The sequence below is a fragment of the Streptomyces niveiscabiei genome (assembly GCF_001419795.1).
GTDB lineage: Bacteria > Actinomycetota > Actinomycetes > Streptomycetales > Streptomycetaceae > Streptomyces > Streptomyces niveiscabiei.
The window spans coordinates 1-14952 of sequence record NZ_LIRL01000453.1 but is presented as its reverse complement, the minus strand read 5'-3'; the positions used below and the strand labels follow the sequence as shown (position 1 = coordinate 14952).

General features: G+C 70.4%; 5 protein-coding genes and 2 pseudogenes. 2 read left to right on the top strand and 5 right to left on the bottom strand.

The features are described 5' to 3' along the window. From AOK24_RS21980 to AOK24_RS52310, 4 genes and pseudogenes are all read right to left on the bottom strand, one after another. Positions 1–256, bottom strand: a pseudogene (locus AOK24_RS21980) (serine/threonine protein kinase); the annotation flags it as partial. 109 nt (positions 257–365) lie between these two features. Next, positions 366–1040 (bottom strand): hypothetical protein, encoded by a 675-nt coding sequence (locus AOK24_RS21975; protein ID WP_055721779.1) that lies wholly within the window; start codon positions 1038–1040, stop codon positions 366–368. 25 nt (positions 1041–1065) lie between these two features. Then, a complete protein-coding gene (locus tag AOK24_RS21970; protein WP_240554057.1) occupies positions 1066–1722 on the bottom strand; it encodes a hypothetical protein in 657 nt (218 codons plus the stop codon). 63 nt (positions 1723–1785) lie between these two features. Next, positions 1786–8253, bottom strand: coding sequence for an RHS repeat-associated core domain-containing protein (locus AOK24_RS52310; RefSeq protein ID WP_159051947.1), 6468 nt, complete (start codon positions 8251–8253; stop codon positions 1786–1788). 206 nt (positions 8254–8459) lie between these two features. On the opposite strand from AOK24_RS52310, the gene AOK24_RS21960 reads away from it, so the two are divergent. Beyond that, positions 8460–13391, top strand: coding sequence for a LamG-like jellyroll fold domain-containing protein (locus tag AOK24_RS21960; RefSeq protein WP_079056930.1), 4932 nt, complete (start codon positions 8460–8462; stop codon positions 13389–13391). A gap of 53 nt (positions 13392–13444) precedes the next feature. Here the strand turns inward: AOK24_RS21960 and AOK24_RS21955 are convergent, their stop codons facing one another. Beyond that, positions 13445–14623 carry an acyl-CoA dehydrogenase family protein gene (locus tag AOK24_RS21955; protein WP_055721777.1) on the bottom strand — a complete coding sequence of 393 codons (1179 nt, stop codon included), beginning with the start codon at positions 14621–14623 and terminating at the stop codon, positions 13445–13447. Positions 14624–14754: 131 nt separating this feature from the next. On the opposite strand from AOK24_RS21955, the pseudogene AOK24_RS21950 reads away from it, so the two are divergent. Continuing rightward, a pseudogene (locus AOK24_RS21950) lies at positions 14755–14952 on the top strand (histidine phosphatase family protein); the annotation flags it as partial.

The following is a 14952-nucleotide window of genomic DNA, read 5'->3' as shown; positions in this document are numbered from 1 at the left end:
CCGACTCCCCGAAGTCATGGACGACGGTCACCCCCCGATGCTGCAACCCGGCGGCGACCCGCGCCTCCCGCCGGAACCGCTCCCGCAGAATCCGGGTGAACCCCGCGTCATGCTGCGGACCGGGCGGTTTCAGACACTTGACGGCGACCTGCCGCCCGAGCGACTCGTCCATCGCCCGCCACACCTCGCCCATCCCGCCCCGCCCGATGAGCTCCAGCAGCCGATACCGCCCCTGGACCAGCCTCGCCTCAGCCATCAGCCCCGCCGCCCCCGTCGTTGCCCTTCCGGCGCCCTCCAGTATGACGATTTATCGCCCCACCGGGTACGGCGCGAACGCCACGTCCTCGCGCCCCCCTCAGGCCGGATCACCCCTGCCTCGGCTCCCCCAGCACCAACCCCGACTCCCGCCGCCACGCCTCGCCCTCCGGCTCCCAGGCAACGCGGTTGCCGAGTTCGACCCAGACACCGAACTCGCCGGAGGACACCTCGCTGTACTGATCCATCTGGACACCGTTCAGACAGAGCCGCAGCCCGCAGTTCTTCGTGTCGGACAGACCCCGCCAGTCACAACCCCAGTCCGCGACCAGACTCAACGGCCCGAGCACCGCGACCATCCGGTCCAGTTCCTCTTCCGTACAGGCGTGATGGGACTCGGTCTCCGGCGTACCGAATGGCAAGGTCGTGTCCAGCGAGACCATCACGCCGTCGGGCAGCGGCCAGAGGTCGCCGAGACCCGGATCAAGGTGCAGATCGGCCACGAGACACGACCTCGGCTGCTCCGCCGCGAACGTGACGGCATCGCGCCGCACCAGTTCGTCCAGGAAGGGAAAGACCGCCACGGGATCGCGCTCCGCGACCATGCGGGCGGTGCCGAAGGCACGGAGAGCGTACGCGTACTGCTCCGCCGTGCTGATCGGCTCCAGTTCGGGCCACGAAAGACCGAACCCGCCGCCGAGTTCGCGCAGGATCTCCCGCGCCCACGCCACCGCGCTCGCGGCGTCGGGGAAGGGTTCGAGGACGGGCCAGAGCGTGGAGGACAAAAAGGGTTCCTTCCGAAGACCTTGCTCACCAGCCCGTCTGGGGTTCGCCCAGCGGAATTCCCAGGTCACGCAGCCATGCCTCGCCGGCAGGGGTCCAGGCCACACGGGGGCCGAGGGAGATCCAGACGCCGAACTCGCCGGGGGACGGCTCGGTGTGCTGCGAGACCCAGACACTGTTCAAGCAGAGTTGCACGGCACAGTCCTTCGACTCGGGCAGGCCGCGCCAGGCGCAGTCCCATCTGGCGTTCAGTGTCAGTGGCCCGAGCGCGGCGACCATCTGATCCAACTCCTCCTCGGTGCAGGTGTCCTCTGGCTCCCTGCCACCAGGACTGCCGAAGGGCGGGGTCAAGTACAGGCCGAGGTCCACCCCCTCGGGCAGCGGCCAGAGATCGGCCAGGTCGGGGCTGAGCCTCAGGTCCGCCGTGAACCAGGTCCTCGACCGGCCCTCGTCGAGGGTGATGGCCCCGCGGCGTCCCAGTTCGTCCAGGAAGGACATGACGCCGGGCTCCCAGTCGCCGGCCATGCGGGCGGTGTCGAAGGTCCGCAGGGCGTATGCGTACTGCTCGGCTGTGGTAACCCCCTCCAGGGTGGGCCAGGGGAGGGCGGCCCAATCGGTCAGGTCACGCATGATCGCCCGCGCCCGAGCCAGCGCACTCGACGCGTCGGAAAAGGGTTCGAGCACGCGATAAAGCGTCGAGGACAAGGAATGTGCCTTTCAGTCAAGGGCAGGACAGTGGGCGGAGATTCAGTAGGAGTACCCGTTCGGCGAATAGTAGGTGTGCCCCACGACATGGCCTTCGTCGGCGTTGACACCGAGGTCGAAGTCCGCCAGTTTGCTGCCGCTCTGGCTGTAGACCCGTACGTGGTACCCGCTGACCTTGTCGAGAGAGCTTCCTCGATTCTCCCGGGCCCGCTGATAGGAACGGACCCATCCCTTGATGTCCCGGGCCTCGACCAGGTCGGGGACTTGGATGAAGATTTCGTGGACGTCCTGGAGCCCCTCCACGTCATCGCGAACACGCAACTGTTTCACGGCGCTGGAAAGCTGATCGGTGAAGGTCTTCTGGTCGGTCTTCCCAACGGTCTTGACCTCTCCGTAGCCGACCAAGTTTCCTTGCTGGTCGAGATACTCAAGGTCAGGATTCTTGTAGCCCTTCATGTTCTTGTACTCGTTCTCTTTGGACAGACCCTGCACCCGAGTACCCTCCGGCGCCCCGTCCAGGGAACGGTAGGCATTGTCCAGAGTGAGCTGGTCGGTCCTACCGCCCTTCAGGTGCTCAGCGACCAGCTTCTGCGCGTCCGCGTCCCGGCCCGAATCCTCCGAGGACGCGCCGTCCGATCCGCCCCCGTCGTCGCCGCCCCCGCCGCCGTCCCCGTTCTGCACGGCGTACGCGATGTTCGGCGCGGCGACCGCCGAGGCCACCGTCGCGCTCCCGGACACGGCCAGCATCGACCCCGCCGCGATCAGCGCCTCCCCGGGACCGAGCGCCCCGATGCCGGTCGCCATGAGCGCGCCGCCCAGCCCGTCCGACGCGGCACCGATCAGCAGTTCCCCGACACCCAGCGCGGCCATGGGACCGTTCGTCCGGTCGATGACCTGCTGCGCGGTGTCCGCGAGACTGGAGACCGCGTTGGAGATCGAGCTGAACCAGCTCTGCCCGGTGGGGTCGCTGCCCGTCACCGGGTTGTTCGCGGCGTAGTCGTACCCCGTGAGCTGCGAGGGGTCCGTGGTCTCCAGCTGCGGGTCGCGGCTGATGAAACGCCCGGTCTGGGAGTCGTACTCGCGCAGGCCCAGGTTGACGAGCCCGGTACCGGTGTCGGTGGTGCCGCCGACGTAGCCCTTGTCGCCGGTCCAGGTCGTGGGTGTCATGCCTCGGGTGCCGCCGAAGGGGAGGTACTCGCGGCGGGTCACCGCCTGGGTCTGGTAGTCGACCGACAGGTAGGCGGTGCCCTGGCGGTCGGGGATGAGGTACTGGATGTTTCCGCTGCTGGAGCGCGCGGCGACGGTCGTACCGGCGATGGAGTAGTAGCGGGTGCCGGTGACGGCCTTGGTGGAGAGGTTCTCCACGAGTTCCTCGTCGCCGAGGTAGAGCGTCGCCTGGGTCGGGTCGGTGCGCAGGACGAGGCCGCCGTCGAGACCGTAGAGGTAGCTGGTCGTGCCGCCGGACGTCGTGTCCGTGTCGAGGCGGTTCTGGTGGTTCCAGGTCAGGGTCCGGTCGCCGAGGGCGCCGCCCTTGACGGTGGTGGTGTTGCCGGACGCGTCATAGGTGTAGGACGCGGTGTTCGCGGTGGAGCCGGTGGTGCTGCCGAGGGTGTGGGGCTGGTCGGTCGCGGAGCCGGGCGCCGGGTAGTGGTAGGTCGTGGTGGTGTCGGTGGCGCCGTGGTCGGTCTGCGTGTCGCGCTGCCCGTCGGCGGTGTAGGTCCAGGACTGCCAGTACGGGTCGGGCCCGCCGACGGTCGAACTGCTCGCTGCGGAAGCGCAGTTGTCGGTGGCGGTCCAGGCCGCGGTGAGGCGGGCGGCCCAGTCGTACCCGTAGCACTGGGTGCCGGACCGGCTGCCGGTGACGGAGGTGAGGAGCCCGGCGCCCTTGGAGACGTCCGCGTCGCCCCAGGTGTACGCGGTGTCGTCGACGACCGTGGAGCTGCTGGAGTCGGTGGTCTTCGCGTCGGTGGGCTGGCCGGTCTGGGCGTCGTACTTGAGCGTGAGGTCGACCCAGCTGGTCGTGGGGCCCATGGAGTACTGGAGGGGCTCGCCGTACTCGTCGTAGCCGATGGCGGAGACGTACGTCCACGCGGTCGTCCCGGTGCTCGCCAGGCTGGTGGGCTGCCCGAACTGGTCGTACCCGTAGCTGACGGTCTCGGCGGGGAGCCCGCCGCCCGCCGGGGACTGGCTGGTGGCCGGTGTTCCGGTGGTCTTGTACGTGTACGACTGGGTGTACCCGGCGCTGGGTGCCAGGGGCGCGAGGTTGCTCGGCAGGTTGGCCAGGGTGGTCTTGGAGGCAGCGACCTTGCCGAGGCTCGTGTAGCCGAGGACGGTGTTGGTGACCGAGGGGCTGCCCGTACCGAGCTGGTACGACGTGGACGAGGTCAGGTACCCCTTCTTCAGCGTGTCGTACGTCCAGGAGGCCGTCTGGTTCGCGGCGGACGCGGTCGCGTTGCCGGTCGTGTCGTAGACGGCGGTGCGGCGGCCGTCCTTGTCGTACGCGTACGTCGCCTGGTCGCCGCGCGCGTCGGTGGTCGTCAGGAGCTGGCCGGCGTTGTCGTAGGTCGCCGAGGAGCCGCCCGCGTCGGGGTCGGTGGCGGTGACCTGGTCGCCGAGGAGGTTGTAGGTCCACGACCAGGAGTTGCCGGCGGGGTCGGTCTGGCCGGACTGGTGGCCGTCGGGGAAGTACGTGTAGTGCGTGTCGGAGTAGTCGGAGGCGCTGTCGTGGACGGGGTCGGCGGCGGCGCCCGCGTGGTACTGGTACAGGTCGGTCTTGCGGCCGCGCGCGTCGGTGAGCGTGGACTCGGCGACGCCGCCCTTGGGCGGGATGGTGGTGGTGAAGTTCCCGCCGAAGACGGTGGTGGTGTTCCAGGTGGCGGTGCCGAGGGCGTAGGCGGTGGAGACGGTCTTGCGGCCGGCGCCGTCGTAGGTGAAGCCGGTCTCCGAGGGGATGTCGCCGTCCTGGGCCTGCACGAGGGTCGCCGAGGGGGCGCCGCTCGCGTAGTAGGGGGCGGTGGTCTTGGCGACCCAGCCGTTCGTGTCGTAGACGGTGTCGGTGACGTCCCGGCCGCCGTCGACGGTCGCGATCTGCGTCTCGCGGGGGCGCAGGAGCGCGTCCATGAGGAGTTCGCTGCTGCGGTACGTGCCGTCGTCGTTCAGGGTCTGCGTGGTGACGGTGCTCGGCTTCCCGGCGGCCAGCACGTACGTGTACTTGGCCGTCGCGGCGGTGATGCCGGGGCGGAAGACGGCGGTGCGGCGGCCCAGCGCGTCGTACTGCGCCCTGGTGACGTACCCGGCGGCCGTGGTCTGCGTCAGCATCAGGCCGCGCGAGGCGTCGTACGTCTGGCTGAGGGTCTGGCCCATCGGGTCGGTGGACACGATGGCGGTGGGCGCGGCGCCGGTGGTCGGGGTGTAGGCGGTCGTGGTGGTGCGCTGGTCGGCGTCGGTGCTGGTCAGGGGGCGGCCGTAGATGTCCGTGGTGAGCGCGGACATGGTCGAGTAGACCGGGGTGGAGCCGCTGTACGAGGTGGCCTGCTGGGTCGACGTCGGGTCACCGGCGGTGGGGGCGGCGCCGAGGGTGCTGGAGCCGTCGTAGAAGACCCGCTTGTCGCTGACGGCGTCGGCCGGGAGGGTCGGGGTGGTCGCGCACTTCACGGAGACCGTCTTGGTCTCGTCGACGAGGTCGTAGATCCAGGTGGACGTGTTGTCCGCGTAGGTCGCGGTGGTGCACAGGTCGTCGCTCGTGGTGGAGACGTCGCCCTTGTCGTCGGCCTTGGTGACGCGGCCGTGCGCGTCGTGCGTGTAGTCGGTCTCGGTCTCGCGGGTGGCGCCGGAGGCGAGGGGTGTGTAGACCTGCACCGAGTCCTGGCCGGTGAGGTACGCCTTCTGTGCGGGGAGCCCGCCGGACAGGGCGTGGGTGGCGGTGGCGGCGCTGCTCCAGGGCGTGGTGACGGTGTCGTTGACGACCTTTCCGCTGCCGCGGCCGTCGTAGAGGATCGCCTCGTACGTCAGGCCCGCGTACTGGGGTGAGTCGGTGACCGCCGGGTCGCCCCGGGAGTCGGTGACGGACGCCGCGCGGGTGCCGCCGGCGAGGGTGTCGCCGTCCATGCCGCGGAAGTACGTGTAGTCGGTCTCGGTCACCGGGTCGGGCGCGGTGCCGGTGCTGACCTTCATGCCGCCGTAGCCGCGCCACTGGTCCCAGGTGCGCTGGGCGGCGGGGGTGAGCGGGTTGTCGTCGTGGTGCCAGGCGGGGGTGCCGACGGGGGTGTAGCGGGTGACGATCGTGTCGTTGACGCCGCCGCCGGTCGGGTCCTGCTGGGTGACCGTGGTGACGACGTACTTGTTGAACCAGTCCAGCATCGGCGCGGTCTGCCCGGTGGGCGTCCAGTAACCCGGGTAGCACAGGCTGGTGTTCTGGCTGGCGTCGCTCGGGGTGCCGCTGGCGCAGGCCGGGGCCGAGTAGCCGACGCTGATGATGCCGCCGGACTCGGTGGTGATGGTGTTGAGGCGGTAGCGGGTGATGGGCGGGTAGCCGTCGGTCAGGTCCACCCGGTTCGACAACGGCGTGCCGGAGAAGGTGACTTGGGGCATGGTGAGCGACGCGGTGGAACCCCCTGCGGAGGTGTCCTGGCCGGTGCGGGTCACCGAGTTGAGCCACAGGGACGGTGTGGTCGCGTCCCCGGTCGCGGGGAACGAGTACGTGAACGCCCACGCGTCGACGTTCGTCTCGGTCGTGCCGACGAGCGCCTGCGTCTGGATGCCCGTCAGCTCGTTCTCGCTCCAGAACGTCGGCGAGTTGGCGGAGCAGGCCGCGCCGCTCGCGCAGTCGAGGTCGAACGGCACGTCGGGCCACTTCGACGCGGTCGAGCTGGTCAGCGTGGAGGTCGCGCAGCCCGTCGGGGAGGTGTCGCAGCGGCCGTTGTAGGTGAAGGTGACCTGGGCGGCGGGGCTGGTGGAGTAGACCGAGCCGTCGCGCTGGCCGTACTGGATCCTCGCGAGGGCCGCGTCACGGATGTACGGGGTGTCGGCGGTCTTGCCGAGGTTGCGGGCGTAGTGCCCGGTCGTCGGGGTGTAGAAGTAGGACATCACGTCGCCGTGGGTGTCCTTGACGTAGTCCAGCATCCAGCGATAGCCCTGCTGGCACCAGGAGTTGGCCCAGGTGGCGTTGTAGCAGGGCTGGCCGGAGGCGGTGGCATAGACGGGTTCCGTCAGCACCGAGTTCGTGGCGGTGTTGCCCGAGGCCCAGCCGGGGAGCTGGTTCAGGCCGAAGGTGTACTGGGTGCCGTTGGAGGTGGTGACCCGGAAGTACTCGCCGCTCTGGGCGCCGTTGGTGGCGCCGGTCAGCCGCTCGACCCGCTCGTCGGAGTCGCCCTGCGCGCGGTAGGCGCCGGTCGTGTCGTCCTTGACGAGGGTCGTGGCCGTGCCGTTCAGGGACAGCGTGAGCTGATTGTCGGAGGACCAGCAGTTGTCCCACGTCCGCGTGGTTCCCGCCGGGTTGTCGTGGCAGGAGGCGTACGAGCGCTCGATGTAGTTGCTCGGCAGGGAGAAGCCGTCGCCGACGACCGACGCCTGGTTGTTCGTCGACGAGGTGAGGCCGTCCACGCTCTGCGAGTCGTAGCCCAGCGTCAGATTGGGGGCCAGGCCACCGGGTACGGCGGGGCCGCTGATCGGGTACGACCAGGTGAACGCGTCCGTGCTGCCGCCGGCCTGCCAGGAGCCGGACGCCTTCAGCGAGGTGGCCGTGAAGTCGCCGCCGCCTCCGGTGGGCGCGGCGGTGGCGGCCATGACGACGTCGCTCTGCGCGAGGGCGAGGGGCGCCGAAATCGTCTGCGCCTTCGGGTCGTTGGTGGACGCCACGGGGGTCTGGGTACGGCAGGCCGCGCGGGTCGGGGTGGTGAGGGCGCAGGCGGGGAGCTGGACGAGGCGGAGGCGCGAGCCCCAGTCGGCGCCGTATGCGGCGGTGAAGTCGCGGTAGTCCAGGGCGAGTTGGGACTTGGCTTTGGGGAGGCCGGTGAGCTGGAGGAGGACGCCGTCGACTCCGGCGGAGCGGGCGATGTGCTGCGGGAGGAGGCGGGCGGTGGTGTGCGTGAAGGACGAAAAGGCCGAAGTGGCGGCGGGGGCGGAGGAGTTGACCGAGGAAGCGGTTGTCTTCCCGGACGCGGCCTTGGTGGACGCGGGCTTCTCGGGCGCGGGTGTGATCCAGATCGGCAGGCCGCTCGCCCTGAGCCGGGTGCCGGACGCCGGCTCACTGAACCCCGCCGCCCCGCTGGGCCACGTCACCTTCGGCGACGGCGAGTTCGCGAGGTGCCGTGCGGGACCGTAGTGCGAGCGCACGGCCGTCACCGGAACCGGCTTCACCTGGGTGTACCCCGGCTGCGCGTGCCGGTGGGCCGGCTGCGCGGCGCCCGTGACACCCACGATGACGGAGATCACCGCGGTCAGTGCGGTCAGCCCGCGTCTCAGGCGGCCGTCGGGTCTCGGGCCGCCCTGTGAACCTGTCGTCCTGGGCAAGGCTTGCTCCTTCACACGGCGATGTCGATCTTCACGACGCAACGGACCGTACGTGTCAGCGGATTTGCCGCGCATCGGGCAACCGGAAGCTCTTCCCCGATTCTTGACATGACCACATGCGTCTCTCACCTGCCCGGCTGATCTTTGCGGGGTTCCGAACGACTCCTCACGTCCGCCCCGAAAGCCCTTCCACAGACGGGAATCCGATGCACCCACCTCGTGCACGTGCGCGAATCCACAGACCCAGCGCGGCTCTCGCGGTCGCCGCGGTCCTGGCGGTCGGCGCGGCCGGCCTCGCCACCACCCCCGCAGCGGCGGCGACCCCGCGTCCGGCCGCGGGCCTCCAGGTCACCGGCAAGAGCGCCCCCGTCACCAAGTCCCCCGCTCCATCGGCGAGTTCACCGGTCCTCCCGGACGGCTACGGCCCCACCTCGGCGGACGCCACCGCCATGCGGGCCGCCGCGCAGCAGGCGCACGCCACCGGTAAGCCGGTCACCGTCTCGGCCCTCACCAGCCCGACCGTCCAGGTGGAGGCGCAGCCCGGCGGCGGCTTCCGCACGGTGTCCAACCCGTTGCCGGTGCGAACCCGGCAGAAGAACCGCTGGGTCCCGGTGGACCTGACGCTCACGCACCACGCCGACGGCACCTGGTCCCCGAAGGCCACGGCGTACGGCACGGTCTCCTTCTCCGGCGGCGGCACGGCCCCTCTCGCGGTCACCCGCTCCGGCGCCACCGCGCTCACCCTGACCTGGCCAACTCCCCTGCCGACGCCCCGCGTCGACGGCGAGACCGCGACCTACCCCGCCGTACTCCCCGGCGTCGACCTCCAGGTCACCGCCACCGCGTCCGGCGGCCCCAGCGAGACCCTCGTCGTCCACGACGCCACCGCCGCACGCAACCCCGCGCTGGCCGCCCTGCGCCTGGGCGCTCAGGTGAACGGAGGACACCTGGCCCCGGCGGCCGACGGCGGGCTCACCGTCACGGACACCCACGGCACGGCGGTGGCCGACTCCCCCACCCCGCTCCAGTGGGACTCCAACCGCGCCCTGCACACGACGGCGAAGGTCGCGGCCGACGCCTCCGACGCCGCGCACCCCGGCCTGGCCGCCCGCGTCGCCGGCGTCCGCACGCGCCTCGGCCGGGGCACCCTGACCCTCGTACCGGACAAGGCGATGCTGACCCGCGCCGGGACGGTCTTCCCGGTGTACGTCGACCCCTCGGTGAACTGGCACCCGGTCGACTACGCGAACCCGGCGTTCGACGAGGTGAAGCAGGGCTGCCCGGGCACGTCGTTCTACAACAAGACGGGTTCGCTGGCCGACAACGGCTATCTCGGCGTCGGCTACAACGGCTGGCCCGAGGGCTCCTGCAACACGGGTGACGAGCACGCCATCTACCAGTGGACGCTGTCCAAGACGATCTTCGGAGCGACGATCAGCAGCGCCGAGGTCGACGCGACGGACATCTACTCGGCGTCCTGCTCGACGACGGCGACCGTCAACCTGCACTGGTCCCGGGGCATCGGCTCGGGCACGGACTGGAGCAACCGGCCGCGGTACAACAGCTATGCGACGTCGGCGAGTTTCGGCCCCGCCTACAACCCGTCGCTGTGCCCGAGCAACGGCAGCTCCACCAACGGGTTCAATGTCCTGACGCCGATCAAGAAGGCGGCGAGCGGGCACTCGACGAGCTTCACCGCCACGCTGAGCGAGGACTCGATGGAGGCCGGCCGCAACGACCTCGGCTTCAAGCGGTTCTCGCACAACCCGACGCTCCAGATCTTCTACGACAACCCGCCGAGCGCCCCCACCGCGGCGACCATGGCGGCCGTGTCCGGCGCCGCCGACGCGGCCTGCGACACCTCGTCGCCGTACCCGTACATGGGCAAGACGATCGCCTCGACGCCGCCGGTGCTGCGCGCCAAGGTGAAGGACCCCAACGGGGACAAGCTCCAGGCGACGTTCCAGTACTGGGTGGACGGCACGACCACGAAGGCGACGCTCAAGAGCGGCGACAACCTGGCGAGCAACACGTACGCCACGGCCTCGCTCCCGGCGTCGTTCGTGTCGTCGCTGGCGGCCGGGAAGACCGTCGACTGGGACGTCACGGTCACCGACGGGATGGCGTCGACGACGTACGGCCAGTCCCCCACCTGCCACTTCACCGCCGAGCCGACCGCACCGGACGAGCCGGCGCTCGCCTCGGAGAGCAACCTCTACCCGAACACGGACGTCACCGACGCGGCCGTCGGCGCGGCTGCGGGCACCTCGGGGAAGTTCGACATCACCGGCTCCGGCACCACCGCGACGAAATTCGTGTACCACCTCGACGTGCCGCCGCCGACGAGCGGCGCCCCGGCGAGCGAGACCGTCACCGCGAGCGGCAACAAGGCGACGGTGACGGTCGTACCGCCCTCGCCGGGACCGCACACCCTGTACGTGTACGCCGTGGACGGCGCCGGTGACGTGTCGGGCACGTCCGCCTACCCGTTCCTGGCCGCCGGGCACCCGAACACGACCTGCGCGAGCCTCGCGGCCTGCTTCGACAACGTGGGCATCAGCGCCGACAGCACTATGAGCGCCGCCAACTTCGACGGCAACGGGCACAGTTTCTCGGCGACCGACTGGGCGAACGCGGGCTGGACGAGCGGCGGGAAGGTGACCGTCGACGGCGCCACCATGACGCTGCCCGCCTTCGGCTCGGGCCAGAAGGACAACCTCCTCGCCGCCAACCAGACCGTGAACTACTCCGGGCAGGGCAACGCCCTGGTCTTCCTGACCGCCTCGACGTACACCAACCTCAGCTCGCCCGGCGCCATCGCGGGCGACACCACCTCGCCGTACGTACCGGCCGGGACCCGGGTCAGCGCCGCGTACTGCTTCTCCGGCGACGACGCGGACTCCTTCTGCCCGGCGAGCGGCCAGATCACCTACACCGACGGCACGAGCGCGACGTACATGCTGACCGTGCCCGACTGGTCCAACACGGACAGCTCGATCGCGGCGGCGGTGTTCCCGCACGTCAACGGCTCGACCCAGAGCACGGCGGACCGGCAGCTGTACGCGTTCTCGGTGCCGGTCGACCCGGCGCGCACGATCGCCTCGGTCACCCTGCCCGACCTGACCGGCGCGGCCGGGCCGAGCGAGCCGACGCTGCACGTGTTCGCGCTGGGCACCCGCAACACGACCGCCGGGACGGCCGAGGCGAACGGCACCTACGCCGCCGCGCCCTCGGGCCAGTCCTGGACCGGTGCCTGGTCCGGCGCAACCGAGGGCAGCTTCGGGCTGCCGGGCGGCGGCACGTACTCCAACCAGACGATCCGGGTGGCGCTGAAGCCGTCGGTGTCCGGGTCCACGGTCCGCGTCAAGCTCGACAACGCGCTCGGCACGAACAAGCTGTCCATCGGCCACGCGACGATCGCCCTCAGCTCCACGCCGAACGCGATCGGCGCGGTCCCGTCGGGCACGCCGACGACCCTGAAGTTCGGGGGCGCCCAGGCGGTGACCGTCCCGGTCGGCGGCATGGTCTACAGCGACCCGCTGCCGTTCGCCGTCACCGCGAACCAGTACCTGCTGGTCTCCTACCAACTCTCCAACGCCGTCCCGTACTTGGTGCAGCACACGTACGCGGGCGGCTCCTACGAGTACATCACCGCGAACGGCAGCGGCGACCTGACGACCGGCACCAGCGCGACGCCGTTCACGACCACCGCCGCCGCGTACGGCAACTTCACGGACCTGGTGACCGGTCTGGACGTGCAGTCCGCGAACGTCCCCACCGAGGCGGTCCTCGGGGACCATCTGGTGGACCCGTTCCAGCCGAACACCACGCTGCCCAACTCCAACGGGTACCGGGTGGCCGACGGCCTGACCGCCGCCGAACCCACCACGGCCAGCCCCTACGGCGTGCTCGCCGAGGGCATCGAGGCCAACCAGCTGATGACCGACAACCCCGAGACGTACAGCGGCAATCCGGTCGGCGGGCCTTCGGTGCTCTCCCGGCTCGACCGCGACATCCTCGACCAGCCGGGGCTCTCCACGGTCGTCGTGGACGCCGGGCTCGAAGACCTGCTGGCCGGGTCCACCAGCGACGACCTCGACGCCGACGGCTACACCGCGCTCGTCCAGCAGCTCCAGGGCTGGGGCGTCAACGTCGTCCTCACCTCGCTCACCCCCTGCGAGGGCTTCGCCGGGGACGGCGCCACCCCGAACGACCCATGCACGTCCACCACCGACGACAACCGCACGGACGTCAACGCGTTCCTCGGCGGCATGAACCTCGGCAACCCCTGGGCCACGCCCGCCGTCTACTTCGCCGACTTCGACGCGGCCGTGGCCGTCACGGACGCGACGACCGGCGAGGAGAAGCTCGCGGCGACCGCCGACAGCGGCGACCACGTCAACCTGTCCGACCCCGCGTTCGGGGCGCTCACCACGGCGCTCCTCTCCCCCGTCGACACCTGGGGCCTCGACGACGGCGACTCCATGCCGGTCGCGACCGACACCGCCGCGACCGACACGCTCAACACCCTCAACGCGGCGGGCGCCAACCCGAACCTGGGCAACAACCCGCTCACCCTGACGGGCGGCGCGACCTGGGCCACGGACGCGACTCGGGGAACTGTGCTGAGCCTCGACGGCAGTTCGGGGTACGCGGTCAGCGCGAACCCCCAAGTCGTCGACACCAGCGGCAGTTTCACGCTCTCCGCGTGGGTGAGACTCGGCACCGCCGGCACGGCCGACCAGACCGTCCTGGCCGAAGAGGGCACCCAGACCTCGCCGTTCGCTCTCCAGTACAACCACTCCCACACCGGCAGTCCCGGCTGGGCTCTGGCGTTCACGAGCGCGGACGCCGCGAGTCCGACGACGACGTACACGTATGCGGCGAACGCGTCGGCGGGTGCCTGGACCCACCTGGTCGGGGTCTACAACTCCGCGACGAAGACAGCCCAGTTGTACGTCAACGGCACCCTCGCCGCTACGACGACCGGGGTGACCCCTTGGTCAGCAACTGGTGATCTCGTTCTCGGCCGAGGTCTACCCGGTGCCTGGTTCGGCGGTTCCGTCAGCGATGTACAGGCGTACGCCTACGCTCTGACGGCGAATCAGATCACCGCGCTGTACCAGAACATCCCCTGATACAGGGGGTGTTGAGGGTGGTCCGCCTGCGCGCGGGCCACCCTCTTTCAGCGTCAGCGGCGTACCCTCGGCATCCCCAGGCCGATCCACGTGATGATCTCCCGCTGGATCTCGTTGTTGCCGCCGCCGAAGGTGAAGATGACGGCGGAGCGGTAGCCGCGTTCCAGTTCGCCGTGGAGGACGGCGCCCGTCGAGCCCTCTTGGAGGGCGCCGGGGGCGCCGACGATTTCCAGGAGCCAGGCGTAGGCGTCGCGGCGGGCCTCGGAGCCGTAGACCTTGACGGCGGAGGCGTCCTGGGGGGTGAGGGTGTTGTTCTGGACGGCTTGGACCATCTGCCAGTTGAGGAGTTTCAGGGCGTCGAGCTTGATGTGGGTCTGGGCGAGGCGGCGGCGTACCCAGGGGAGGTCGAGGACGCGGCGGCCGTCGGCGAGCTTCGTCTCCCCGGCCCAGCGCTGGACGTCCGCGAGGGCGCGGATCGCCATCGTGCCGTGGGCCGCGAGGGTGACGCGCTCGTGGTTGAGCTGGTTCGTGATCAGGCGCCAGCCCTCGTTCTCGGCGCCGACCCGGTGGGTGACGGGGACGCGGACGTTCTCGTAGTAGCTCGCCGTGGTGTCGTGGGAGGCGAGCGTGCGGATGACCGTGCAGGAGTAGCCGGGGTCGGTGGTGGGGACCAGCAGCATCGTGATGCCCTTGTGGGGCGGGGCGTCCGGGTCGGTGCGGGTGGCTAGCCAGATCCAGTCCGCCGTGTCGCCGTTGGTCGTCCAGATCTTCTGGCCGTTCACGACGTACTCGTCCCCGTCCCGTACGGCCCGCGTCGTCAGCGCCGCGAGGTCGGTGCCCGCGCCCGGTTCGCTGTAGCCGATCGCGAAGTCGATCTCGCCGGAGAGGATGCGGGGGAGGAAGTACGCCTTCTGCTCGTCGGTGCCGTACCGCATGATCGTCGGGCCTACGGTGTTCAGCGCCATCAGCGGGAGCGGTACGCCCGCCTGCGCGGCCTCGTCGAAGAACACGAACTGTTCCACGGGGGTCAGGCCCCGGCCCCCGTACTCCTTCGGCCACCCGACACCGAGCCAGCCGTCCGCGCCCAGGCGGCGGATCGTCTCCCGGTAGAACCGTTTCGCGCCGACCGGATCGGCGTGCCGCGCGTACGCGTTGTCCGGCACCAGCTCCGCGAAGTACTCCCGCAACTCCGCGCGCAACCGCTGTTCTTCGGGGGTCTGGTCGAGGTGCACGGGGCCTCCTCCGGGGCGGGGGTCTTGAGGGCGCACACGGTAGAACGTGTTGCAGAAATAGGGAATGGCGGGCCGCGTTCTCGATCGGGACCGGGGGTCGTGTTGTCAGTGGCCGGCAGCACAATGGGGTCATGACTCACCGCCTGCTCCTCATCGCCCCCGCCATCTCCGCGTCCCTGCGGGCGGGGCGGTTCGACGACGGGGGGTCGGTGGACGCGGCGGGGGTGCGGGCGGCGCAGGACGCTGCGGGTGGGGTGCCTCTCGCCGAGCGGGTCCTGTGCTCGCAGAGTACGCGGTGCCGGGAGACTGCCGCCGGGCTCGGGCTCACG

Excerpts from the sequence above, each read along its gene's own strand:
- AOK24_RS21960 (WP_079056930.1), top strand. The coding sequence starts at position 8,460 with ATGCACCCACCTCGTGCACGTGCGCGAATCCACAGACCCAGCGCGGCT.